21 protein-coding genes are annotated in these 25251 nt (G+C 31.1%); 15 read left to right on the plus strand and 6 right to left on the minus strand.

Translation table 11 applies throughout. The features are described 5' to 3' along the window. Position 1 precedes the first annotated feature (1 nt). The gene (locus tag HY951_17845) at positions 2-535 is read left to right on the plus strand and encodes a shikimate kinase (GenBank protein ID MBI5541923.1); all 534 of its coding nucleotides are present in this window, start codon (positions 2-4) and stop codon (positions 533-535) included. Here the strand turns inward: HY951_17845 and HY951_17850 are convergent. From HY951_17850 to HY951_17870, 5 genes are all read right to left on the minus strand, one after another. Continuing rightward, the gene (locus HY951_17850) at positions 513-2786 is read right to left on the minus strand and encodes a response regulator (protein MBI5541924.1); all 2274 of its coding nucleotides are present in this window, start codon (positions 2784-2786) and stop codon (positions 513-515) included. The two genes, HY951_17845 and HY951_17850, sit on opposite strands and share 23 nt — an antisense overlap. A 9-nt stretch (positions 2787-2795) precedes the next feature. Next, positions 2796-4682 (minus strand): CocE/NonD family hydrolase, encoded by a 1887-nt coding sequence (locus HY951_17855; protein ID MBI5541925.1) that lies wholly within the window; start codon positions 4680-4682, stop codon positions 2796-2798. A 118-nt stretch (positions 4683-4800) separates the two neighbouring features. After that, positions 4801-5718: a gliding motility-associated ABC transporter ATP-binding subunit GldA gene (gldA, locus tag HY951_17860; protein MBI5541926.1), complete on the minus strand. Its 918-nt coding sequence runs from the start codon at positions 5716-5718 to the stop codon at positions 4801-4803. A gap of 230 nt (positions 5719-5948) precedes the next feature. Next, the gene (locus HY951_17865) at positions 5949-6911 is read right to left on the minus strand and encodes an NAD-dependent epimerase/dehydratase family protein (GenBank protein ID MBI5541927.1); all 963 of its coding nucleotides are present in this window, start codon (positions 6909-6911) and stop codon (positions 5949-5951) included. Positions 6912-7233: 322 nt separating this feature from the next. Further along, complete coding sequence (locus HY951_17870) at positions 7234-8130, minus strand: radical SAM protein (protein MBI5541928.1); 897 nt, start codon at positions 8128-8130, stop codon at positions 7234-7236. 350 nt (positions 8131-8480) lie between these two features. Here HY951_17870 and rpsO point away from each other — a divergent pair, with 350 nt between their 5' ends. The 10 genes from rpsO to HY951_17920 all read left to right on the plus strand — a co-directional run bounded on the left by rpsO (position 8481) and on the right by HY951_17920 (position 19680). Continuing rightward, positions 8481-8750 carry a 30S ribosomal protein S15 gene (rpsO, locus tag HY951_17875; protein ID MBI5541929.1) on the plus strand — a complete coding sequence of 90 codons (270 nt, stop codon included), beginning with the start codon at positions 8481-8483 and terminating at the stop codon, positions 8748-8750. A gap of 65 nt (positions 8751-8815) precedes the next feature. Next, positions 8816-10972 (plus strand): polyribonucleotide nucleotidyltransferase, encoded by a 2157-nt coding sequence (locus HY951_17880; GenBank protein MBI5541930.1) that lies wholly within the window; start codon positions 8816-8818, stop codon positions 10970-10972. Positions 10973-11104: 132 nt separating this feature from the next. Continuing rightward, positions 11105-13147: an APC family permease gene (locus tag HY951_17885; protein ID MBI5541931.1), complete on the plus strand. Its 2043-nt coding sequence runs from the start codon at positions 11105-11107 to the stop codon at positions 13145-13147. A gap of 17 nt (positions 13148-13164) precedes the next feature. After that, positions 13165-13350 (plus strand): hypothetical protein, encoded by a 186-nt coding sequence (locus tag HY951_17890; protein MBI5541932.1) that lies wholly within the window; start codon positions 13165-13167, stop codon positions 13348-13350. Positions 13351-13402: 52 nt separating this feature from the next. After that, on the plus strand, positions 13403-14479 hold the full coding sequence (locus HY951_17895) for a DUF4118 domain-containing protein (GenBank protein MBI5541933.1): 1077 nt from the start codon (positions 13403-13405) through the stop codon (positions 14477-14479). Further along, positions 14472-15164 (plus strand): response regulator, encoded by a 693-nt coding sequence (locus tag HY951_17900; GenBank protein ID MBI5541934.1) that lies wholly within the window; start codon positions 14472-14474, stop codon positions 15162-15164. Before HY951_17895 ends, HY951_17900 begins: the two co-directional genes overlap by 8 nt. Positions 15165-15209: 45 nt before the next feature. Next, positions 15210-17003: a sensor histidine kinase gene (locus HY951_17905; GenBank protein ID MBI5541935.1), complete on the plus strand. Its 1794-nt coding sequence runs from the start codon at positions 15210-15212 to the stop codon at positions 17001-17003. Continuing rightward, positions 16975-17634, plus strand: a complete 660-nt coding sequence (locus tag HY951_17910; GenBank protein MBI5541936.1) for a response regulator transcription factor — start codon at positions 16975-16977, stop codon at positions 17632-17634. Before HY951_17905 ends, HY951_17910 begins: the two co-directional genes overlap by 29 nt. A 95-nt stretch (positions 17635-17729) precedes the next feature. Then, positions 17730-18434: a hypothetical protein gene (locus HY951_17915; GenBank protein MBI5541937.1), complete on the plus strand. Its 705-nt coding sequence runs from the start codon at positions 17730-17732 to the stop codon at positions 18432-18434. A gap of 28 nt (positions 18435-18462) precedes the next feature. Continuing rightward, entirely contained in the window at positions 18463-19680 is a 1218-nt protein-coding gene (locus HY951_17920; protein ID MBI5541938.1) for an ammonium transporter, read from the plus strand. 97 nt (positions 19681-19777) lie between these two features. On the opposite strand, the gene HY951_17925 is transcribed toward HY951_17920, so the two are convergent. After that, positions 19778-21232, minus strand: coding sequence for a cation:proton antiporter (locus tag HY951_17925; protein ID MBI5541939.1), 1455 nt, complete (start codon positions 21230-21232; stop codon positions 19778-19780). Between the two features lie 371 nt (positions 21233-21603). On the opposite strand from HY951_17925, the gene wtpA reads away from it, so the two are divergent. The 4 genes from wtpA to HY951_17945 are packed head-to-tail and all read left to right on the plus strand — an operon-like array spanning position 21604 to position 25208. Beyond that, the gene (gene wtpA / locus HY951_17930) at positions 21604-22590 is read left to right on the plus strand and encodes a tungstate ABC transporter substrate-binding protein WtpA (GenBank protein ID MBI5541940.1); all 987 of its coding nucleotides are present in this window, start codon (positions 21604-21606) and stop codon (positions 22588-22590) included. 13 nt (positions 22591-22603) lie between these two features. Next, on the plus strand, positions 22604-23359 hold the full coding sequence (locus tag HY951_17935; protein ID MBI5541941.1) for a hypothetical protein: 756 nt from the start codon (positions 22604-22606) through the stop codon (positions 23357-23359). 9 nt (positions 23360-23368) lie between these two features. After that, complete coding sequence (locus HY951_17940) at positions 23369-24160, plus strand: ABC transporter permease (protein ID MBI5541942.1); 792 nt, start codon at positions 23369-23371, stop codon at positions 24158-24160. Continuing rightward, positions 24147-25208, plus strand: a complete 1062-nt coding sequence (locus HY951_17945) for an ABC transporter ATP-binding protein (protein ID MBI5541943.1) — start codon at positions 24147-24149, stop codon at positions 25206-25208. The genes HY951_17940 and HY951_17945 overlap by 14 nt, the downstream gene beginning before the upstream one ends. Positions 25209-25251 lie beyond the last annotated feature (43 nt).

The raw sequence follows: 25251 nt of genomic DNA on the forward strand, positions 1-25251 counted from the left end.
CATGATTATTTACCTTGTAGGTTTTATGGGTAGTGGTAAGAGTACACTAGGCAGGCAACTTGCAAAGCATTTAAACTATAAATTTATTGATCTTGATGCACTATTTGTTTCTAAAACAAAAATAAAAATACATGAGTTTTTTGAGAAATATGGTGAAGATGCATTCAGAAAAAGCGAATACGAATTATTAAGGGAAATTGATTTAAGCAATAATCTTGTTATTGCTACAGGTGGCGGAACACCTTGTTTTATGGATAACATGGACTATATGAGAAAAACTGGTATAACAGTGTTTCTTCAACTTGAGGCAACTTTACTTTGTAAAAGGCTTATTAATTCGCATACCATTCGTCCGATGGTTATTGGTAAAACCAAAGAAGAATTAGAAATTTGGGCTGATGAAATGATTAAGAAAAGAGCCGGTTTTTATAAAAAAGCACACGTTATTATTGATGCAAGAAACCTTTCAACAGCACTTTTAACAAAAGTTTTAAACCCATATATTTCAGATACTATTTCTTCAGATAATCTCTAATAACTTTATAAAGTATCTCCCTGCTAATAGGTTTAGTTACAAAATCATTAAAACCACAGGCTATTGCATGTTCGCGTGTTTCTGCCTGTGCATCCGCAGTTTGAGCAATAACTGGCATATATGGTCTTATCTTTCTAATTTCTTCAGTAACTTTACACCCTGTCATTTCCGGCAAGTGTAAATCCATAAGTACCAATTCTATCTCTGCATTTTGTTTAATTGCATTTATAGCCTCTAATCCATTTGATGCATGAATAATCCTAGCCTTATTTCTTTCTAATATTGTTTTTAAATAGTAATAACTTGCCTGATCGTCTTCTACAATTAAAAAAGTATTTCCAGAAAAGTCGTGCTGAATATTATTTTGGATATCATTGCTTTCTTCTTTAAACTCTTCTTTTTTAAGAGGCTTGTAAGGCAAAGAAAAATAGAATATTGATCCCTTGTCTGGCTCAGATTCTACCCAAATAGCTCCTCCCATTAATTCAGTAATAGCTTTTGTTATGGCAAGACCTAAACCTGTTCCTCCATATTTTCTGGCTGTTCCTTCATCAGCTTGTTTAAACCTTTCAAATATAAGAGCTAAATTTGCTTTATTAATTCCAATTCCGGTATCTTTTACATAAAACTTCAAGTCTTTTTCCCTAACAATATATCCAAATTCTATTTTTCCTTTATTTGTAAATTTTAAAGCATTAGTTAACAAATTAACAAATATTTGTTTTAATCTGCCTTCATCAATTAATATAAATGAATCTGAATCAATTAAAGGTGTTGACACAACAACATCTAAACCATTCTTGTTTTTTTCAATTTTATCTTTATTAATCCAGTTATATAACTGTCGGAGTGTTTGGTTTAAATTACAAGCAGATTCGGAAACCCTTAACTGACCTGCTTCTATCTTTGAAATATCAATAATGTCATTTATAAGCTCTAATAAGTTACGACTATTAGATGTAACCATATCAATATATTCATCACGCAATTCCTGAGATAAAGTATGATCTCTTAGTAAATCAGAGAATCCAATAATAACGTTCAGTGGTGTTCTCACTTCATGACTCATATTTGCTAAAAATGCTGATTTTAGCCTATCACTTTCTTCTGCTTTTTCTTTAGCAAGCTTAAGATCATTTTCATATTTCTGTCTTTCAGAAATATCAAATACAATTGCCAATATATTAGGTTTATCATTTAATTTAATAAGTTCTCCTGAAAACGAACAACTTCCTAGTCCGTTTTTTCTAACATATTTCATTATATAATTCTGTACAGAACCATTTATTTGAGTTTTGTTAGAAATAAACTCATAATCAGCAGCCGATTCAAAAAACGGAATAGATAAAATATAATGTCCTTTAATTTTATTTTTCCTCAGACCAGTAATTTCTTCAAACGATTCATTTACATCCACAATATTGCCTTTTTCATCAATAATAAACATCGGTACAGGAGTTCTGTTAAAAGATATGGAAAACTTTTCTTCCGATTGCCTTAATACTTCTTCAGAAATTTTTCTCCGTTTTATTTCATCCTCCATTATCCTTGTACGTTGTTCAACTTTTGATTCGAGGTCAGAAGAATATCTTCTATAACTCTTTATAAGTGCGTATAAAAAAGGAATTACAATTAATAATAGAAACAATGCTTTTGCAAGTGTTAATGGAATTTCGGACATTAATTGTTTTCTTATAAAACTAACTTCCATATCAGCACAAAGAACATATTTTCTTCCATTTCTGCTAACTTTTGGAATTAACACTGTTTTAAATGTTCCCCATCGATCTGTATATTCAGAAAAAGAGGGAATATTTCTATTAAAAGAGCTATAAAATGCTGTGTCAGCTTCAGTATATTCCTGCCAATAGTAAGTTAAATTTTCACCGGTTAACAACTCTTCTGTTGTTGCTGAAGAAGATGTAAAATACAATTTTCCATTATTCTGAATAACACTGTACAAATACTTAACACCTAAATTATCATTTTGTTTACTTAATAAATTCATTATCTCATAAAATTCTATTTTTGTAATAGAATCCTGACCTATAGCCCTATCATGATAATCAACCGGTAATAAATAATCAATACTTTTTGCTGCTTCTGTTAATTTGTTATCTACCTGAATTTCTATCTCCTCCTTTCGATTATTATATGTCCAGATTGAATACGCCGTAACACCTGCAATATAAACAATTACAGAAATTATTATCACTCCGGATCTTGATATTTGCTTAACTCTATTAAACATTAAAACTTCTTATTTTAAAATAGTTATTTTACTACTTCCAACATATTTCTTATTGTCAAACACCTGTATGATATAAATTCCATCAGTAATATTTAAAACTTCAATACTATTTCCATTAATAACATTTGTATTTACCAATTCATCTCCGACTAAATTTAATATTTTAACATTAAATTGTTGAACATTGTTATCAATATTTATCCGGAACCTATCAGAAGCAGGATTGGGAAAAATATTTATTAAATTTTCCTGCTTTTCTTCTGATATATTATTAGCATTTGATATCGGTAAGCTTAAATATGAAGAATGACTTGCTTCATGCAATATTTTATTTGTAGCAGTTAAGGTATCACCAGCAACATACATTGTAAACCCGTTATTTAGGTTTCTGTCATATTTTGGGTAATTTGAAGAAGAAACATCAATTCTTATAGAATGTCCTGTTAAAAAAGTGTACGCTGTGTTAGGAAAATCAATTTGTGCTTCATAAATCTGGTTTGGAATAATAGAAGATGTATCTGCAGTTGAATACCCATTTCTGAAACGCATTCTTAAAATTCCATCAGAAATAAGTATTGAACGTCCATCAGGATATACATCGCATAAACGTATTGTAAAATCTGTATCTTTCCGATCGCTTTTAATATATAAATGAGCTGTTGGTTTACCAGAAATCTTTACTGGACTTGAAAGAACAGCAGAAGTAAAAATCGCTAAATCATTTCTTGATTCTACAACTACGGATTGGTCGTATGGCCCCTGCAATAAATCCTGTCTTAACGTTGTACCACCATGTGTTGGCGAGGGATTTGAAGGATTATATATATACTGAGAATAACTATTTGTTAATACCGGAGCCAAATTTGATAATACACCCGTTTCATTTAAATAAAAATTCTGATTTGTATTACCTGTCGGAGGCCAGGTAGTAGTAGAGTTCCAAATATTCTCACCAATATTAAAATAACGTATTATAGGTTCAGAATCCCAACCATTAGGTTGATTTTTTAAATAATAATCAAGAAATCGTAATGCTAATGAGTCACTCCAGCCACAAGCTTCGTTAAAGGTTAACTCTCCCTGATTACAAGTACCTACTTGTGCCTGACCAAACCCTCCATGTGCCCATGGTCCCATTAATAATTTATGTTTACCTCTAACTGTTACTGGCGATGATTGTCTTATCCCTGCAAATAAATTCATCATTAAATCAATATTATGATCATACCAACCACCAATCATAAAACAAGGCACATTAATTAACTGAGGATAAAAATTTGTATTCTGTAAATACTGCCATGTTAAATTATAAAATGGATTTGCAAGTATCCCTACTGACATCCCATAACCTAAAGCATCAAGCTGCTGAACATACTCAGTTCTATAAACACCTCCGGGATAATACTCACTGTATTCAAACTGAGAGCCAGCAACAAGTGGAACACAACAAGTTAAATGTGGTGGATTTTCCTTCGCTGTTTGGTACTGAATTTTTCCAAGAGCAGACGGACCCCATGTTCCGATTTTTCCATCAGACCAGGTTTGCTGGGCAATCCATTCTACTATATCATAACCATCTTGCCCACGATTTGGTGTTCCTGCCAGTGCTCCTGAACTACCATAGAACCCTCTCCAGTCAACAATAACAAAATTATATCCTGATAAATTTAAATTTGCATCTATTCCTAATGGCAAACCAAATCTGTAAAAAATTCTATTATAAGGTGTTTGAATTAATATTGTTGGACGCTGTAAACCACCAGTTGGAATATAAATGTCTGCAGCAAGTTTTTTCCCATCGCGCATAACTATAGAATCAACTTGTGGAGTGTAAATCTGCGAAAAAGTCAATCTGCTAAAACAGAAAATAAATAAGACAAGCAGAGCTATTTTCATGATGAAACTTTATTTTTTTTACACTAATACTTTGTTATGTAAAATTAATGAAAAATTTCATCATTTACATAATGATAAAGTTCCTTTAAAAATTAATTAAAAAAAAGAGTATAAAAACCTATTTTGTTAATTCCTGAAAAACCTGCTCTAAAGACATTTCTTTCTTTTGCATAGAAAGAACAGTAATACTTTTCTTTACAGCAAATTGAAAAATCTCTGGACGAATATCATCTTGTGTATTTCCTTCAATTAACCAATTAAATTGCTTTAATCCTTGAACTTTACTAACCCCATTTATTTTAAGAAGTTCATCTCTTGAAACCGTTGTATTAAATTCAACAATTACGGTTTGATGATTAATTGCAGAAGTTTGTTTTTGTAAATCTTCTTTACTGTTATCGGCAACAATTTTACCATTATTAATAATAATCACCCGATTACAAATTGCCTCTACCTCCTGCATTAAATGTGTAGAAAGAAGAACTGTTTTTTGTTTTCCAACTTCAGCTATTAAATTTCTGATTTCTATAATTTGGTTTGGATCAAGTCCAGAAGTTGGTTCGTCTAATATTAAAACAGAGGGGTCATGAATTAATGCCTGTGCAAGACCAACACGTTGTCTGTATCCCTTTGATAATGCTCCAATTTTCTTTTTTTGCTCAACAGTCAAACCTGTTTTTATTATCATCTCATCTGTTCGGGCTTTTGCCTGCTTTGGACTCAATTTATATAAACGTGCAACAAAATAGAGGTATTCACGCACATACATGTCAAGATATAAAGGATTATTTTCAGGTAAATAACCGATTTGTTTTCTTACCTCTATACCATTTTCAAGAATATCTAAACCATTAACTAAAATATCTCCTGAAGATGGAGGAATAAAACCAGTAATTATTTTCATCATTGTTGATTTTCCTGCACCATTTGGTCCAAGAAAACCAAAAATTTCGCCACTTGATATTTCAAATGAAACATTATCAAGGGCTTTTTGTTTCCCGTAAAGTTTAGTAATTCCTTTTACGCTTATCGACATGTATTAAAAATTAATCTTTTGCGAAATTAAACAAATTCGTTACAAACGAACAAGTTTAAATCTTAAATAATCTCAAAATTATTTTTGTCATTCTGAACTTTCCTACCGTCATCCTGAGCGGAGTCGAAGGAAGGTAGACGAAGTGAAGAATCTATAAAGAATATACAACATTCGGTGAGAAAGTACATAGCAAAACTCAAATAACAATGACTATGTGTTTATAAAACAAATTAAAACAATCCCTTTTTATGCTTTTCACCTAAAACCTTTAACATATCAGCTGTCATTAAATCCAAGTCATACGCTGGTTTCCATCCCCATTCCTCACGTGCAGCAGTATCGTCAATTGAACGAGGCCATGAATCGGCTATTGCCTGACGGAAATCTATTTTATAATCGATAGTAAAATCAGGAATATGTTTTTTTATACTTTCGGCTAAAATCGCAGGTGTAAAACTCATCGCTGCAAGATTAAAATCAGAATGATGTTTTAATTTTGAATAATCGGCTTGAAATAAATCTATAGTTGCCTTTAAGCAATCAGGCATATACATCATAGGAAGCATTGTGTCTTCTTTCAAAAAACATGTATATTTTTTATTTTTGATTGCTTCGTAATAAATTGCAACAGCATAATCCGTTGTTCCGCCGCCAGGAAGTGTTTCGTTACTTATAATTCCCGGATAGCGTAAACCACGAACATCCATACCATATTTAAACACATAATAATCTGCAACAAGTTCACCTGCAACTTTCGTAACACCGTACATAGAAGTTGGTTTCAACACTGTTTCCTGCGGTGTGTTATTTCTTGGGGTTGAAGGACCAAAAGCAGCAATAGAACTAGGATTAAATACCTGTTTTAATTTTAATTCACGAGCAACTTCAAGAACATTTATAAAACCATTCATATTAACATTCCATGCTAATTGTGGATTTTGTTCTCCGCATGCAGAAAGAATTGCAGCCATGCTTATTATTGCATCAACATTATTCTTTTTAACAACGTCTGCAATATTATTAATATCGGTAATATCAACCTTTGCAACTGGTCCCGAATTAAGAAGTTTTTCAGAAGTTATTTCTTTAATTTCGCCAGCTATTACATTTTCGCCACCATAAATTTTTCTTAACTCAAGTGTTAATTCTGAACCAATTTGTCCGGCTGCACCAATAATTAATATTTTTTTCATAATTGAAATTTCAAAACAATTAATTCAACTAATTTTCAAAACTGAAGTCGCAAATGTAATAGTTTTCATAAATAAATTACATGAGAACTTACATTGTTGTTAAACACTAAAAGTAAAGCGTCATGCTCTTCGCCACTCCGCCAAGGCCAATATCATTGACTTAAGAAAATTTCATTTCGTTAACCCATTTGCTTACTTCTTGATACGCTTTGCTTCCGCCACGGCGGAGCAGCGGAAAGTTCAATCGAGAACTACAGGAAGTCTGAGCTTAAATCAATGACATTGCCACGGCAGAGAACATGGTGATAAAACTTATATTTTTCTATAACCCTCTTTGCCACTCTGCCCTCAAGCCGGCTATTTCAGGATTTTTTATTGCAAATTGTAATTGCTCTAAGAATAACTGCTTATCTCTTCCTAAAATTCCATTTAAAACAAGATAGTTAGAAGCATGATTACTCCTAAAAATTGTTCCATCTAATTCCAAATGAGAAATAAAAACTTCCATTTCTTTTAATAAATCGGGAATTGTCATTGGAATATACTCTCCTAAAAATCTCTCTTTATATTTATTTACACCAAATGGAAAACTAAGCACTAATACTGATGCAAATTCGGGCTGAATAGCATTTAATATTTTTGCAGAATTTATTGCATGTTGATTAGTAAAATTCATTCCACCAACTCCTTCCAAAATTATTACAGAAAGTTTTAATCCTGCTGCCTTTGCTTTTAAAAGCCCTTCTACAGTACTGGAATAAGTTTCGCCTTTGTTCATTAATTTTAAAACCTCATCATCACCAGACTCTATACCCACATAAACCATTTTTAAACCTGCCTCACGAAGTTCAACTAATTCTTCATGGCTTTTTGCAAGAATATCTCGTGGTAAAGCATAAGTGGTTACTCTTCTATTCTTTGGGAAATTTTCTTTTATTGCTTTTAAAATAAATAATAGTTTTTCGGTTGATAAAACCATTGGATTCCCATCAGCCAGAAAAATTTTTCTTATACCTGGATCAATTTTAGCAACAGCCTTAATTTCAGATAATACATCTTCTTCCTTTTTAACTTTAAAATTTTTTGAAGTGTACATTTCACAAAAAGAACATTTGTTCCAGGTACAACCATATGTTACCTGAAGTATTAAAGAGTCTGCTTCGCTTGGTGGACGAAATAACGGTTCGTTGTATTGAATAGGAAAATCGCGATAGAACATTGTTTTTTTATGCAAAAATAACACGAATTTATTAGAAAGACTAGTCTTTTACATTTAGCTCCTCTGGAGCAAAATAGATTCATTTTAAGTTTTTATAAACATTAAAATCCTACGGATTTTTAAAACAATCAAACATTGTATTAATTAACTTCTCAAACTTCAAGATTAATTTTAACTTAAAACTATTTTTGATTTGTTTTAATACTTTAGACACTCACAACTTTAAGTATTTTAGACACTTTTACCAAATTACATTCAACTAAATAAAAATAACCCATATAGATATTCCGAATTAAAAAATTTACTATCTTTGCGACTCATTTTTAGTAAAAACCAATTTTTTAAAACTTATGTATTTAACTGCAGAAAAAAAGCAAGAGCTTTTTGAGAAATACGGAAAAAGTAACGGAGATACTGGCTCTGCAGAAAGCCAAATCGCATTGTTCTCATTCCGTATCGATCACTTAACAGGTCACTTAAAAACCAACAAAAAAGATTTCGCAACTCAACAAGCGTTGTTAAAACTGGTTGGTAAACGTAAAAAATTACTCAATTATCTTAAAGATCGCGATATTCTAAGATATCGTGCGATTCTTAAAGAACTTGGACTCAGAAAGTAAAACAAAAAAAGGCAATTGCAAATTGCCTTTTTTTATATTTTTAAAAATCATTAATCGAAATATATATGTACAAAGCTGTAAAAAAGACGATTCAACTTAAAGACGGAAGAACAATTGAAATTGAAACCGGAAAACTTGCCAAACAAGCAGATGGTTCGATAGTGCTTAAAATGGGTAAAACTATGCTTTTAGCAACTGTAGTTTCTGCTACTGAAGCTAAAGAAAATGTAGATTTTATGCCACTTTCTGTAGATTACCGTGAAAAATATGCATCAACTGGAAGATTTCCTGGTGGATTTATGAAACGTGAAGCTCGTTCCTCAGACTATGAAATTTTAGTTTCTCGTTTGGTTGACCGCGCAATGCGCCCACTTTTCCCTTCTGATTACCATGCAGAAACTTTTGTAAATATTGATTTAATTTCTTGTGATCCTAACGACTTACCAGATGCTCTTGTAGGTTTAGCAGGATCTGCTGCAATTGCAGTAAGTAACATCCCTTTCCACGGACCAATTTCTGAGGTTCGCGTTGCAAGAATTGACGGTCAGTTTGTAATTAATCCTACACGTACAGATCGTGAAAGAGCAGACATCGACATGATGGTTGGCGCAACTTATGAAAATATTTTAATGGTAGAGGGTGAACTTGACGAAGTTAGTGAAGCTGATATGGCTGAAGCTATTCGTTTTGCTCACGAAGAAATAAAAGTTCATTGTCAGGCTCAAAAAGAATTAGCTACTGAATTAGGAATAGTTAAACGTGAATATTGTCACGAACATAATGTAGAAGAAATTAAAACTGGCATTCGTGCATTTGCTTTCCAAAAAATATATGATGTTATAAAAAAAGGATTAGTAAGTAAACATGAACGTGCAGATGCACTTCATGCAATACGTGATGAGTACATGGCTACTCTTACCGAACCAGATGAATCAACAGTTGCAATGGTTAAACGTTATTATCACGATTTAGAAAAAGAAGCTATCCGTGAATATTATTTAACTGAACAAATTCGATTAGATGGTCGTAAGTTTGATCAAATTCGTCCAATCTGGAGTGAAGTTGATTACTTACCTATGGCTCATGGATCAGCAATTTTTACACGTGGTGAAACACAATCATTAACATCTGTAACATTAGGTACTAAATCTGATGAACAATTAATAGACGGTGCAGTTTTTCAAGGTCACGAACGTTTCCTTTTAAACTATAACTTCCCTCCTTTCTCTACTGGTGAAGCTCGTCCATACCGTGGTGTTGGTCGTCGCGAAGTTGGACACGGAAATTTAGCACACCGTGCACTAAAGAAAATGATTCCTACTGATTATATGGTTAACCCATATACTATAAGAGTTGTTTCAGATATTCTTGAATCAAACGGGTCATCATCAATGGCAACTGTTTGTGCAGGAACATTAGCTCTTATGGATGCAGGTATTAAAATTAAAAATCCTGTTACCGGTATTGCAATGGGTTTAATTTCTGATACAAAAACCGGTCGTTTTGCTATTCTTTCTGATATCCTTGGCGACGAAGATCATTTAGGTGATATGGACTTTAAAGTTTGTGGAACAGAAAATGGTATTACTGCAACACAAATGGATATTAAAGTTGACGGACTTCCTTACGAAGTGTTAGCAAAAGCTTTGGCTCAGGCTCGCGAAGGTCGCTTACATATACTTGGTAAAATTTTAGAAACTCTTCCTGCTCCACGCCCAGATTACAAACCTCATACTCCACGTATTGTTAGCATGACAGTTGCAAAAGACCAGATTGGTGCAATCATTGGTCCTGGTGGAAAAATCATTCAGGATATTCAGGCAAAAACAAATACAATAATTTCAATTACCGAAGTTGAAAATGCTGGTATAGTTCAGATTTGCGCTCCGGATGGTGATGCAATTAATACAGCAATAAAACGTATTAAAGCAATTATTGGCGATATCGAAATTGGTGAAGTATTTGATGCTACTGTAAAATCTATTATGGAATATGGTGCATTTGTTGAAATAATGCCAGGTAAAGAAGGTTTGTTACACATTTCAGAAATTGAATGGTCACGCCTAAAAAGAGTTGAAGATGCTTTAAAACTTGGTGATAAAATACAAGTAAAACTTCTAGAAATTGATAGCCGCGGTAAAATGAGACTGTCCCGTAAGGTTCTTCTTCCAAAACCAGAACCACAGGCACAACCTACTCAGCCGGAAGCTGAAAAACAATAAAAAATATTAAACGGGCTAAATGCCCGTTTTTTATTTAACAATTTTTCTTTATAAAATCTTTATACTGTCTGTTATAAGTTTAACAACTTACTTATAACATCCTACATAACTTTGCTCATATATTTTTAGTATATGAACAACGAAAATAATATTAAAGGAAAACTTAAGAATACCTTTATTGGCAAAGCCAGAGACTTAACTGACAGATCAGTTTTTCAGAGAATTTCATTGGTGGCATTTTTTGCATGGGTAGGCTTAGGATCCGATCCATTATCTTCATCTTGTTATGGTCCGGAAGAAATAATGAGAAACCTTACAGGTCACGGAAACTTAGGAATATTCGTAGCTATCTTAACAGTTATTACAATCTTTGTTATAAGTACAAGTTACAGACAAATAATTAATCTTTTTCCTCAGGGAGGCGGTGGTTATATAGTTGCAACAAAGTTAATTTCTCCAACTATAGGAATGATTTCAGGTAGTGCATTATTGATTGATTATATGCTTACCATTACACTTTCAATTTCCAGTGGTGCCGATGCATTTTTTAGTTTCTTACCTGCTGAATGGCATGGATATAAACTTATTTTTTCATTCTTTATACTATTAGTGTTAGTTGTATTAAATTTAAGAGGAGTTAAAGAATCTGTTATGCTTTTAACACCGGTATTTATTGCTTTTATTTTAACACATGCAATTTTAATTGGATACAGCATATTTACTCATATTGGAGATGCTCCTGAATTAGTTAGAAATACAGGTGTCGAAATGAGTAATTCTATTTCTCAGCTTGGTGTATTTGGTACTATTTTTCTGATTTTAAAAGCTTACAGTATGGGTGCCGGAACATATACAGGTATAGAAGCAGTAAGCAATGGCATTCCAAATTTAAGAGAACCTAAAGTAAAAACTGCGCAAAAAACGATGCTTTTGCTTTCTGTATCATTGGCAATTGCAGCTTTCGGTTTAATTATTTCATATTATTTGTTTGATGTTAAGATTAGCCCTACAAAAACTCTTAATGCTGTTTTAGTAGAAACTGCTACTTCAGGTTGGAATTATTATATTGGACAAGGTTTTGTTTTTCTTACTTTGATTTCAGAAGCAGCACTACTATTTGTTGCTGCTCAAACCGGCTTTTTAGATGGACCAAGGGTAATGGCTAATATGGCTCATGATAATTGGTTCCCCAGAAAATTTACGCATCTAAGCGATAGACTTGTCTCTCAGAATGGAATTCTGATTATGGGTGGAGCTGCATTTCTTTTACTTTATTTCTCAAAAGGTGCAGTTTCATGGTTGGTTATATTATATAGTATAAATGTTTTTATAACATTTACTCTTTCACAATTTGGAATGGTAAGGCATTGGATTTTGGTTAGAAAAGAAGAGAAAAAATGGTTCTGGAAAATGGCAATAAATGGAATAGGGTTAATAATGACAACATTTATTCTGTTTACAGTTTTGATTTTAAAATTTGAAGAGGGTGGTTGGATAACAGTTGTTATAACTGGCGTTTTATCGATAATTGCAGTAATTATTAAAAGACACTACAACTTTGTCAGAAAAGAAATAATTGAAATTCAAAAGAAAATAAAGCAAGTAATTCCCGATATTATTTCAGTAATGAAATCTAGAATGACAAAAACAAATAATAACAATTCTGAAATAAAAACAAATCGCACAGTTGTTTTACTTGTTAACGGCTATGGAGGATTAGGATTATATTCTCTTTTTAAAACTCTTAACGACTTTAATGGTAACTATCAAAATATAGTATTTGTAGAAGTTGGTATTATGAATTCGTCAAGATTCAAAGGTTTTGAACAAATAGACAAACTAAAAGAGAATATTGAAATAGACATGAAAAAATACATTTACGTAGCTGAAAAGCTCGGTTTACATGGCGATAGTTATTATGCAATTGGTACAGATGTAGTCGAAGAAATCGATAAATTAATTCCTGTTATATCTGAAAAATATCCTAATCCTGTTTTTGTAGGTGGACAACTTATTTTTGAAGGCAATACCTTTTTTAACAAATTGCTCCATAATTATACAATTTTTGCAATTCAAAGAAATTTATACAAACATGGTATAACAACAATTGTTATTCCTATTCCAATGAAGATTTCAGAACTAATGGCAGTATTGCCCAACGAGTCTAATTATTAATTTATAAATTAACTATTATGCAAAAATTAATAGAAATTTTCATTTCTAAATTAGAAAATTTAGAGATTGAGGAAGCAAAAAAAATAAAATTTAATAATGATGAAGATAGCACTTTGTTTTTATCTGGTAAAATAGCCGGCTATGAATATTGTATTAAAGAACTACGCAGGGTAATTAAAGAAAATAAAGTTGACTATTTTTAGACATCTAATAATTTTTTGACTTAATTTTGATTTGATTATGACAAAATATTAAATGCTTAAATTTTTCTCTAATAAAACCCTGTTTCATCAATATCTGTTAAGCATAGGAATTACACTTCTAATTTCAATTATTTGTTTTTCGATTTCTGACTTATTAGGTTATCAAACTGTTGCTCTTATTCTATTGTTTACAGTTTCTATATTAGCAACAGTTTTAACAGTATACCCAGTTCTTGTTTCTGCAGTTTTAAGTGCACTTATATGGGATTTCTTCTTTATTCCACCACATTTTACTTTTCACGTCGAAAAATCAGAAGACATTCTAATGTTATGTATGTATTTCATTATTGCCCTATTAAATGGGATACTAACTTCGAAAATAAAACAGTTCGAGAATATTTCAAGGCAAAAAGAAGAAAAATTAAATGCTTTAAAACTTTACGATACCTTATTCAATTCTATTTCTCATGAATTACGAACACCACTTACTACAATTATTGGCGCATCTGAAAACTTAATAACAAATGATAAAGTATTATTAGAAAAAGATAAACAAGAATTACAAAGTGAAATACATATTGCATCAAACAGATTAAACAGACTGATTGACAATTTACTAAACATGTCCAGATTAGATTCGGGATTTATAAAACCCAAAATGAATTGGTGTGATATTAATGATTTAATTAATTCTGCTGTATCCAGACTAAAAGAAGATATAGTATATCAAAATATCGAAATTAAAACGAATACAGAAAATTCTATTATCTGGTTGGACTTTGGACTAATTGAACAAGCACTGTACAATGTTATTCATAATGCAATTGTACACACTTCTGATAAAACAAAAATTGTTATAACAGCTGAATATATTAAAGGACATATGATTATTAGCATTGCAGATAACGGAGAAGGATTTATAAATGCAGGAGGGGAAAAACCATTTGAAAAATTTTATCGATCGCCTGAATTAAAAACAGGTGGTCTGGGGCTAGGATTATCGATAGTCAAAGGATTTGTCAGCGCACATAATGGCAATGTTGAAATAAAGAAAAATATTCCTACAGGAACTGTTGTTATTATAAAAATTCCAACAAATACTCCTTTAATAAATTCAGAAAATGAATAATAAATCAAACATACTTATAATTGATGATGAAAGACAGATTCGAAAACTTATCGAAATAACACTAGAATCCAATAATTATAATGTTATTGAGGCATCATGTGCTAAAGAAGGTTTGCAAATGGCTGCAATGCATCCTCCAGACCTTATAATACTTGACCTTGGTTTACCCGATGAAGACGGACAAAGCATTTTAGTAAAATTAAGAGATTGGTACATTTCACCTATAATTATTTTATCAGTTCGTAGTTCTGAGACAGATATTATACAAGCTTTAGACAATGGGGCAAACGATTATTTAGTAAAGCCATTTCGTACAGGTGAACTTTTGGCTAGAATAAGAAATGCACTTAGAAATAAATCTGATTCAAATAATCAATCATGTATTAAATTTCAGAATATAACAATTGACCTTAATACAAGAATAATAAAAAAAGATAATATAGTATTAAAACTTACTTCAACTGAATATTCACTAATAACGCTTCTTGCCAGAAACGAAAATAAAGTTCTTACTCATCAGTATATTCTTAAAGAAATATGGGGACCCGGATATGTGGAACAATCTCAGTATTTAAGAGTTTTTATTGCACAAATCCGAAAAAAAATTGAAGAAAATCCTAATCAGCCTAAAATAATAATTACTGAATCTGGCATTGGCTATAGATTAGTAGGTGAAGATATTTAATAAAATACTAAATTTGCATAAACTAATTGATAAATATCAATTGCTGTGCAACGATTTATCTCCATTCGCGAAAAACTTGTACTCTTCTTTATTTTATTAGGAATTGTATCAATTGGTGTAACCAGCTATCTTTCATATTCAAATGCAAGATCTGCAATCTTAAGTAGGACTTTCGATCAATTAACTTCCTTAAGAATTGAAAAGAAAAAACAAATTGAGCTTTTTTTTAATGAACGTAAAAAAGATTTATTCTTATTAGTCCAGAATGAAAACTTAAATTCATTCTCATTTAACAATATGCATAGTTCTTTCATTTCTGACTCAACAACATTTTCAAAACATGCACAAAAAATTCTTAGTAGTTCGGTATATTCCGGTATTTATATTTTTTATCCTGCAACAAACTCTATAAAATTCCTGCCTTTAACAAATACCCCAACCGATCAATCAAACTTATTATCTGCCAATTCCTTGCTTTCAATTATTTCAAAAGATTCTTTTAATAATAAAATCTCTATCTCTGATTATAACAACATAACAAAGCAGATGAGTTCTAATTCCTTTTTTGTAAAAACATATATTCCTCAAAATGATTTTTGGATTATTCTTCCTGTTAAAATTGATGCAATAAATAAAATAATGTATGAAAATAATCCTTATAATGGTTTAGGTAAAACAGGCGAGACATATTTAGTTGGTAGCGATTCATTAATGCGTAGTACTTCCAGATTTAAAAAAAACAGTGTATATAAAATTAAAGTAAATTCTTTAAGTGTACAGAATGCGTTTAAGGGAATTACAAATACTATTATTATAAAAGATTACAGAAATATTAAAGTAATCAGCTCCTTTGACAGAATAAATTCAGAAGGATTAAACTGGGCAATTTTAGCAGAAATGGATTGGGATGAAGTGCTAATTCCGGTGTATCGATTCAGAAATAACATTCTGTTTGTAACAATTATTATTTCGGGATTATTTATACTTATTTCGTACATTGTTTCATTAGGAATTACAAGAGCTATAATAAAATTAAACAGCGCAGTATCGGAAGTGGGAAAAGGAAATTTTAATGTTAATCTTGAAATAAGTACTAATGACGAAATTGGAGAACTAACACGCTCTTTTAACAAAATGGCCAGCCAGCTAAAACATAGTTCTAAACAACTTGCAGAAGAACGAATAAACAGAACCCGTTCTATGATTGACGGACAGGAAATAGAACGATTAAGACTTTCACGTGAATTGCATGACGGACTTGGACAACAAATGATAGGATTAAGATTAAAAATAGAAAGTCTTGCAACTCGATGTGAAGGAAACACTGGAATTATTGCTGCAGAGGTTGGCAAACTTATGGATAAAACCATTGAAGAAGTCAGACGAATGTCGAACGACTTAATGCCAGCAGTTCTGCAGGAATTTGGAGTTGCAAATGCTATTAGAAATTTATGCGACCAGATAACCGATGTGTCAGCTATAAAAATAAATATACAAATATCCGGAAATTACGATTTATTAGCCCCAAAAGAAAAAACGTATCTTTTTAGAATTGTTCAGGAAGCACTTAATAATATAGTAAAACACGCCAAAGCAACAGATATTGTTTTACAATTATCTCAAAATAATTCAATTGTTTTACTTGAGGTATCAGATAATGGAAAAGGATGTAACTTTGACAATAAAAATAATGATTCTCATAACGGTATTAACAATATGAAAGAAAGAGCCAGTTTGTTAAACGGCAATCTTAATATTGAGTCATTTCCAGGCATGGGAACAAAGATAGTATTAACTTTTCCTCTTACTGATGAAAAAAATACAAGTAATATTAGTTGACGATCATCAGCTTATTCGCGATGGAATAAAATCGCTTTTGCAGGATGCTCAACAAATTGAAGTGATAAACGAAGCTTCATCTGCTTCAGAATTATTTCAGCTTTTAAAAAATCAAATACCGGATATTCTAATTCTTGATGTTTCACTTCCGGGAATGTCTGGTATTGAAATAACAAAAGTCATACAAAAAGAATATCCTACTATTAGAGTAATGATTTTATCAATGTATATTGGCGAAGATTTTATTTTTAACGCTCTAAAAGCAGGCGCACGAGGATATTTACATAAAAATATAAACAGCTACGAATTAATTACAGCCATTGAAGAAATAAATAAAGGAAATGAATATTTCAGCACACAGGTTTCTGATATCATTCTAAAAAGTTTTGTAAAAAAAGCACATACTGGTGTTAAGCAAGGAGAAGAAAAAGAAGAAACCCTAACTTCTCGCGAACTAGAGATCTTAAAGCTTGTTGCTGAAGGTTTTTCCAACCCGGAAATTGCAGAAAGGCTTGTTATTTCTGTAAGAACAGTTGAATCTCACAAAACACATATTATGCAAAAGCTGCTTCTTAACACTATTGCCGACTTAGTAAAATTTGCTATTCGCAATAATATCATTGAGTTATAGCCATTCTCCGCGTTTCACGTAGATTAAATTCCGCGTTTTAAGTGTTTTAATCGTTTTTGCAATTTGGCATCTTTGCTCGATAAAAACACTTATTTATGAAAAAAATTACAGGAATCATTTTTATTTTGTTATCATCATTTGCCTCATTCGGGCAAGATAGTTTAACTACTAATGTTGCTGCTGACATTTATAGCAGATACATATGGCGCGGTCTTGATTATGGAGCATCTCCAAGTATTCAGCCAACACTTTCATTATCAAAAAAGAATTTTGAAATCGGATATTGGGGTGCAATAAGTACTCTTGGAACATATTGCGAAACAGATTTATATTTAAAATATACATTTAAAAAGTTTTCGTTAACATTTACCGATTACTTTTTCCCATTAAATACAATTCCTACTACAAAAACAGAACGATATTTTAACTACGAAGACAAAACCACCGGGCACATTTTAGAAGGAATGCTTGGATGGAAAGGTTCTGAAAAATTTCCACTTTATGTATTTGTTGCAACTTCATTTTATGGTGCAGATAAAGACACTTCAGGTGATAACAGATATTCAACTTATGCAGAAGCAGGATATTCTTTTAAAATAAAAGATAAAACTTTAGATTTATTTGTTGGCTTTACTCCTACTGAAGGTCTTTATGGAAACGATATTGGTGTTGTTAATTTAGGCTTAACCGGCACTAAAAAAATAAAAATAAACAACGATTTCGAATTACCGGCTAAAGTTTCACTGGTGTTCAATCCACAAACAGAAAATATTCATTTAGTATTTGGTATAACATTATAAATATAAACCTTTTTTAAACTTTAAAATTATGTTAGATACAGGATCAACCGGATTTATGCTTCTAGCTTGTAGTCTGGTAATGCTTATGACACCAGGTCTTGCCTTTTTCTATGGCGGACTTGCAACAAAAAGAAATATTCTTGGAGTTATGATTCAGAGTTTTGTCTCATTAGGTTGGACAACTGTACTCTGGGTTATTTTCGGTTATTCGCTTTGCTTTAGTGGAGGCGAAGGTGGTATTTTTGGAAATTTCGACAAAGCATTTTTGCAAGGTGTTGGGATGGACAGTATGTATACAAACGGACAAATTCCTGAATTTGTATTTATTGCTTATCAGATGATGTTTGCAATTATTACTCCAGCTCTTATAACTGGTGCTTTTGCTGGTCGTGTAACATTTAAATCATACATGATATTTTTAACAGTATGGCAGGTTCTTGTTTATTATCCATTTGTTCACATGATTTGGGGTGGTGGATTATTAGCACAATGGGGTGTTCTTGATTTTGCAGGTGGTATTGTTGTTCATGCAACTGCAGGTTTTGCAGCTTTAGCTTCTGTATTTTATGTTGGTGCCAGAGTTGATAAAAACTCAACACCTAATAGCATTCCTCTGGTTGCAATTGGAAGTGGGTTATTATGGTTTGGATGGTATGGCTTTAACGCAGGAAGTGAAGTTGCTGTGGATAATGTTACATCATTAGCATTTTTAAATACAGATATTGCTGCTTCATTTGCAACTATGTCGTGGTTAGTAATTGAATGGACACGAGAAAAGAAACCAAAACTAATTGGATTGTTAACTGGTTCTATTGCGGGTTTGGCAACAATAACACCGTGCGCAGGACTAGTTCCTTTATGGGCATCTCCAATAATTGGAACTGCAGCAGGTATAGTTTGTTACCTAGCGGTACAATTAAAGAACAAAATGAAATGGGATGATGCTCTTGATGTATGGGGAGTACATGGTATTGGTGGAGTATTCGGAACCATCATGTTAGGTGTTTTTGCATCCAAAGCAGTAAACGCTGCCGGAGCAGACGGATTAATTTACGGCAATAGTTCATTTTTTGTTAAAGAATTAGTTGCTGTTGCTGCTGCTTCAGCTTATGCTTTTATTTTTACATATTTAATGTTAATTATTATAAACTTTATAACACCTGTGAAAGTCTCTGAAAGCGATGAAAGAATCGGTCTCGACGTAGCTCTTCATGGTGAAAAAGCTTATGATGAAGGAGCATTATAACTTGGGTTAATGTGTGGTTTAGTTAAAAAAGGCAGGAGAATTTCTCCTGCCTTTTTAATTTTTAATTCTCTTTAAATTATTTAGTATTACGTTTATTCTAACAACTACTTTTTATCACTCTGTTTTTAAAGAAGTAATTTATTAAATCTAACAGAGGACCTGTCATAAATGTAGTACTGAGAGCCATTAACACCATAATTGCAAATATTTGCGGACTTAAAATACCTAAATCATAACCTATATTTAAAACAATAAGTTCCATAAGTCCTCTTGTATTCATTAATGCTCCAATTGAAAGAGATTCTTTCCATGAACGTCCAACAATTTTTGCAGTAAAAGCACTTCCACCAAACTTTCCTAAAACAGCAACAAAAATTACTATGCCACATATAGCCCATAAATGACCTGAATTTAATAATCCAATTTGAGTACGAAGCCCAGTAAACGCAAAAAATATTGGTAATAACAGAACTGTACTTATATCTTCTATTTTATTTGTTACAACATTTTTAAAACGAATATTATTGGGCATAATTACACCTGCTATAAATGAACCAAATAATGCATGAATTCCTATTATCTCAGTAAAATAAGCAGATAACAACAAAATGAAAAAAGTAATAGCAATAATTGTTTTATCTATTTTATTTTCTTTAAATCTTTTATCACTTATCTTTTGCAACCAGGGTTTAACTAGTTTAAGCATAATTATTATGTAAACTATAGCTAAACCAATTGTGAACAAAGAACTAATAATACTTCCTGCTTTTACTATTGCAATTACTGCTGCAAGTAAACACCATGCTGTTACATCATCAGCTGCAGCACAGGTAATTGCTAACACGCCCATTGGCGTTCGGGTTAATCCTCTTTCTTTAATAATTCTAGCTAAGACTGGAAAAGCAGTTATACTCATTGCAATTCCCATAAATAAAGCAAACGAAATAAAACTAATATTTTGAGGTGCTAATTCCTGATAGATATAATAAGACAAGCATGTACCAAGAAAAAATGGAAATATTATACTTACATGGCTTATAATAACAGCGTCGTGAGCTTTATTTTTAATTTTACTTAAATCTAATTCCATTCCTATTACAAACATAAAAAACGCCAACCCAATTTGACTTAAAAATTGTAAAGAAATAAACGATTCCTTTGGAAATATTACAGCAGATAAATCAGGAAATAACCATCCTAATATTGAAGGACCAAGAAATATACCCGCTATTATTTCTCCAATTACAGTTTGTTGCCCTAATTTTTTAAAAATAACACCAAAAACTCTTGAAAATAACAATATTACAATTACCTGTAATAATAATATACTTAATGGATATTTAATATTACTCATTAATTGATGAAAAATATTTTCCTGAGAATCAATAACTACTGGCTTTGCCTTATCTGCAAAAGTAATTGTATTAGTAATATTTTCTTTAAGTTCAACTTTTTCTGTTCTTACAATTTGATTTCCCTTATCAATAATTACCCAAATAAGCGAAACAAAGACTCCAATAATTGTAAGATATGTTAATAGTTTTTTTATCATATCATCTTAATTAATTATTCAAAATTAACTAGATTTAATGACAGATAAAAATATTTTATAATAAACACCTAATTTTATAGCAATTGTACTTATTGAGAAATATTAATTAGAATCTCTATATATTTAAATTAACAATTTGCAAACATTTTTTAAATTAAGGAAAAAAGCTTCTCACAAAAAAGTTTATTAACTTGAATTAATAAATGGTTTAATTATTAGTTTTTACAAAATTCGTAATTAGAATTAAATTTTTGTTTATCTCCGGTTAAATTCTTCATAAAAAGCATTAGAAATATCTTATTTAATTACAATTAAAAGTTATATTTTTGTCGATATGTAATATATTGCATAACCAAAATAATACTATACAAATGAAAAAAATAACTAATGTTTTATTGGTGCTTTTGTCGCTTTTATTTATAAGCGCAAATATTAAAAACACAAAACAAGTTAAGTTAAACAATACGTCTTTAACTGGTGATTTAATTATTTTTCATGCCGGTAGCTTATCTGTACCCATGAAAGAAATTACAACAGCTTTTAAAAAGGAAAACCCAGATGTTAATATTATGATGGAAGCTGCCGGAAGTGTTGAATGTGCACGAAAAATTACCGAGTTAAAAAAACCATGTGATATAATGGCTTCAGCTGACTATACTGTAATTGATAAAATGTTAATCCCAAATTTTGCCGATTGGAATATAAAATTTGCATCAAACGAAATGGCAATTGTATATACCGATAAATCAAAAAGAGGTAAAGAAATCACTAAGAATAACTGGTATAAAATTATGCTTGATAAAAATGTTCAGATCGGTCGCGCCGACCCAAATGCCGACCCATGTGGATATAGATCAGTACTAGTGTCCAAATTGGCTGAAAAATACTACAAACAAAGCGGAATGGCAGAACAATTGTTAAAAAAAGATGAAAATAATATAAGACCAAAAGAAACAGATTTACTTGCATTACTAGAAACAGGAAATGTTGATTATATCTTTCTTTATCGCTCGGTTGCAGAACAGCATAAATTAAAATACCTGTTACTTCCTGATGAAATTAATTTAAAAAATTCAACATTTTCTGAATTGTATAGCTCCGTTTCTGTTGAAATAAACGGAAAAACTCCAACTGAAAAGATTACTCAAAAAGGAGAACCTATGGTATATGGTATTACTATCCCAAAAAATGCTCCTAACCAAGCTGTAGCAATGGCATTTTTAAAATTTATGCTCACTAAAACTAAAGGTATGGCGATATTACAGAAACTTGGACAACCATCAGTAATACCATCGCCAACAAAAAGTTTCGACAAAATTCCTTCTGAATTGAAAGCATTTGCTTCAAAACAAAAATAAAAAAACAAAGAATATGAATCTTACAAAGTCTATCACAATTTGCTTTTTAATCTGTTTGTTCCCTTCGTTATTATGGGCACAAAAAAATGATTATTTAAAATGGAATCTAAAAGGTAAAGTAAAATCAATAAAAGAAACAACGTACACAATAAAAAACGATAAAACTTCAAAAGACTCAGTTGAATTCTATTATTTAAATGAATTCAATGAATACGGAAATAAAATTGTTGACACAAAATTTTTACCTAACGGAAAAATAGATAAAAATTATAAATATAAATTTGACAATAATAACAGAAGAATTGAAGAAAATCAGTATGGTCCTGACGAAAAACTTATTCGAACAATAATATACAAATACGATGCTAATGGAAATTTAATTGAGGATAGTAGTGTAAACGGAGAAGGCAAATCTGAAAAAACAATTAAATATACTTATGATGACAAAGGAAAAGTTTCTGAAGATAACAGTTATGGTTCTGATGGAAAATTACTAAAAAGATTTACTTACAAATATGATATTAAAGGCAACAAAGTTGAAAACTGTAAATATAGTGCCGACGGACTACTTGAGAGAAAAAACACTTATACTTACGATATAAATAACAACGTGATTGAAGAGTCTTCATTTAAACCAGATAATTCACTAAACAAGAAATTTACCTACACTTACGAATACGATTCACAAAATAACTGGATAAAAAAGACTATTAATATTGATACCGAAACTGTAAATATTATAGAAAAGCAAATTGAATATTTCAAATAACTATAATTAATGCGCAAAAGAGTAGATACAATCAGTTTGGTCTTTATTTTACTTGCAGGATTACTCTTGTTATTCATAATTGCACCATTGGTTGGAATGTTTATCACAACCACTCCCCTATCATTATTTGACGCTGCTAAAGAAACTGATGTGCAAAAAAGTATCTGGCTAACAATATCCACATCTATTGCTGCTACTTTAATTTTTTCTTTTGTCGCAATACCTCTGGCTTATTTGCTCGCAAGAAAAAACTTCATCTTTAAAAAAATAATACTCGGAATAATCAATATACCTGTAATCATTCCACATTCGGCTGCAGGTATTGCACTGCTTGGAATTATTTCAAGAGATACATTTTTAGGAAAAATTGCAGATTCTTTAGGATTTAGTTTTGTGAACAATCCTGCCGGAATTATTGTTGCAATGGCATTTGTAAGTATTCCATATTTAATAAATGCCGCAATTGATGGCTTTATAAATGTACCTGAAAGACTAGAAAAAGTAGCTTTAACATTAGGTGCTTCAAAAACAAAAGTGTTTTTTTCGATAACACTACCATTAGCATGGAGAAGTATTCTTACTGGTTTAGTCATGATGTGGGGAAGAGGTTTAAGTGAATTTGGTGCAGTAATAATAATAGCATATCATCCTATGATTACACCTGTAATGATTTTTGAAAGGTTCAATTCATATGGATTACAATATGCAAAACCTGTAACAGTTCTTTTTATAAGTATTTGTCTACTGATTTTTATTGCAATGAAACTTATTTCAAGAAAGACAAGAAATGCTGAATCTTAAAAACATAAATAAAAAACTGGGTGCTTTCTCGCTTTCAAATATTGATATAAATATTAGTAAGGGCGATTATTTTGTTTTAATTGGCAAGTCAGGTTCAGGAAAATCAATGCTACTTGAAATAATAACAGGAATTATAACACCCGACAGCGGATCAATTTTACTAAATGGTAAAGACATTATAAACACTCCTATTCAAAAAAGAAATATTGGAATTGTTTACCAAAAACCAACTCTCTTCCCACACATGTCTGTATTCGAAAACATAGCATATCCATTAAAGATTAAAAAACTCAAAAAAGAAGAAATAAATAACATAATACAGAATTTAGCCGAGGATACAGAAATAACAAATATCTTAAAAAGAAATATCAGTAATTTATCTGGTGGAGAAATACAACGAGTAACAATTGCCCGCACATTAGCTACAAATCCGGAAATTCTTTTACTTGACGAACCTTTATCTTTCCTTGATGTTCAATTAAGAAAAGGAATGATAACGCTTTTAAGAAAACTAAACCAAAAAGGTCAAACTATTGTGCACGTTACTCACGATTATGAAGAAGCACTTGCTTTATCGAATAAAATTGCAATAATAGAAAATGGCGCTATTATTCAAACAGGTACACCAAAAGAGGTTTTTAATAATCCAAAATCAGAATTTGTTGCAAATTTTATAGGCATAAGTAATTTTTTTAAAGGCATATTGTTAAAGTCAAATGACAATTCTAAACTTAATATTTTTGAAACATCTGGGTTGCAATTTCATACCACCTCTGATAGAAACATAAATTCTGAGGGTTATATTACAATTCCAAATGAGGCAATTATAGTATCGAACGAGGCAATTAACTCAAATTCAGTAAATAATTTTCATGGAACAATAAAAGATATATATCCCACCAAATCAGGAATTGAAATAGTGATAAATATTGGTATCGAACTAACAGCAAATATTACTCAATATTCCTTCGACAATTTAAATATTGAAATTGGGAAAAAAATATGGGTTAGTGTTAAAGCATCTTCTATTAAGTTTATTCGAGGTTAACTTATGTTCTAAATAATTTGTCATTCTGAACGAAGTGAAGAAT

Source organism: Bacteroidia bacterium, assembly GCA_016218155.1.
GTDB lineage: Bacteria > Bacteroidota > Bacteroidia > Bacteroidales > GWA2-32-17 > GWA2-32-17.

Coding starts and splice junctions, on each gene's coding strand:
- HY951_17845 (MBI5541923.1), top strand. CDS start 2: ATGATTATTTACCTTGTAGGTTTTATGGGTAGTGGTAAGAGTACACTA.
- HY951_17850 (MBI5541924.1), bottom strand. CDS start 2,786: ATGTTTAATAGAGTTAAGCAAATATCAAGATCCGGAGTGATAATAATT.
- HY951_17855 (MBI5541925.1), bottom strand. CDS start 4,682: ATGAAAATAGCTCTGCTTGTCTTATTTATTTTCTGTTTTAGCAGATTG.
- gldA (MBI5541926.1), bottom strand. CDS start 5,718: ATGTCGATAAGCGTAAAAGGAATTACTAAACTTTACGGGAAACAAAAA.
- HY951_17865 (MBI5541927.1), bottom strand. CDS start 6,911: ATGAAAAAAATATTAATTATTGGTGCAGCCGGACAAATTGGTTCAGAA.
- HY951_17870 (MBI5541928.1), bottom strand. CDS start 8,130: ATGTTCTATCGCGATTTTCCTATTCAATACAACGAACCGTTATTTCGT.
- rpsO (MBI5541929.1), top strand. CDS start 8,481: ATGTATTTAACTGCAGAAAAAAAGCAAGAGCTTTTTGAGAAATACGGA.
- HY951_17880 (MBI5541930.1), top strand. CDS start 8,816: ATGTACAAAGCTGTAAAAAAGACGATTCAACTTAAAGACGGAAGAACA.
- HY951_17885 (MBI5541931.1), top strand. CDS start 11,105: ATGAACAACGAAAATAATATTAAAGGAAAACTTAAGAATACCTTTATT.
- HY951_17890 (MBI5541932.1), top strand. CDS start 13,165: ATGCAAAAATTAATAGAAATTTTCATTTCTAAATTAGAAAATTTAGAG.
- HY951_17895 (MBI5541933.1), top strand. CDS start 13,403: ATGCTTAAATTTTTCTCTAATAAAACCCTGTTTCATCAATATCTGTTA.
- HY951_17900 (MBI5541934.1), top strand. CDS start 14,472: ATGAATAATAAATCAAACATACTTATAATTGATGATGAAAGACAGATT.
- HY951_17910 (MBI5541936.1), top strand. CDS start 16,975: ATGAAAAAAATACAAGTAATATTAGTTGACGATCATCAGCTTATTCGC.
- HY951_17915 (MBI5541937.1), top strand. CDS start 17,730: ATGAAAAAAATTACAGGAATCATTTTTATTTTGTTATCATCATTTGCC.
- HY951_17920 (MBI5541938.1), top strand. CDS start 18,463: ATGTTAGATACAGGATCAACCGGATTTATGCTTCTAGCTTGTAGTCTG.
- HY951_17925 (MBI5541939.1), bottom strand. CDS start 21,232: ATGATAAAAAAACTATTAACATATCTTACAATTATTGGAGTCTTTGTT.
- wtpA (MBI5541940.1), top strand. CDS start 21,604: ATGAAAAAAATAACTAATGTTTTATTGGTGCTTTTGTCGCTTTTATTT.
- HY951_17935 (MBI5541941.1), top strand. CDS start 22,604: ATGAATCTTACAAAGTCTATCACAATTTGCTTTTTAATCTGTTTGTTC.
- HY951_17940 (MBI5541942.1), top strand. CDS start 23,369: ATGCGCAAAAGAGTAGATACAATCAGTTTGGTCTTTATTTTACTTGCA.
- HY951_17945 (MBI5541943.1), top strand. CDS start 24,147: ATGCTGAATCTTAAAAACATAAATAAAAAACTGGGTGCTTTCTCGCTT.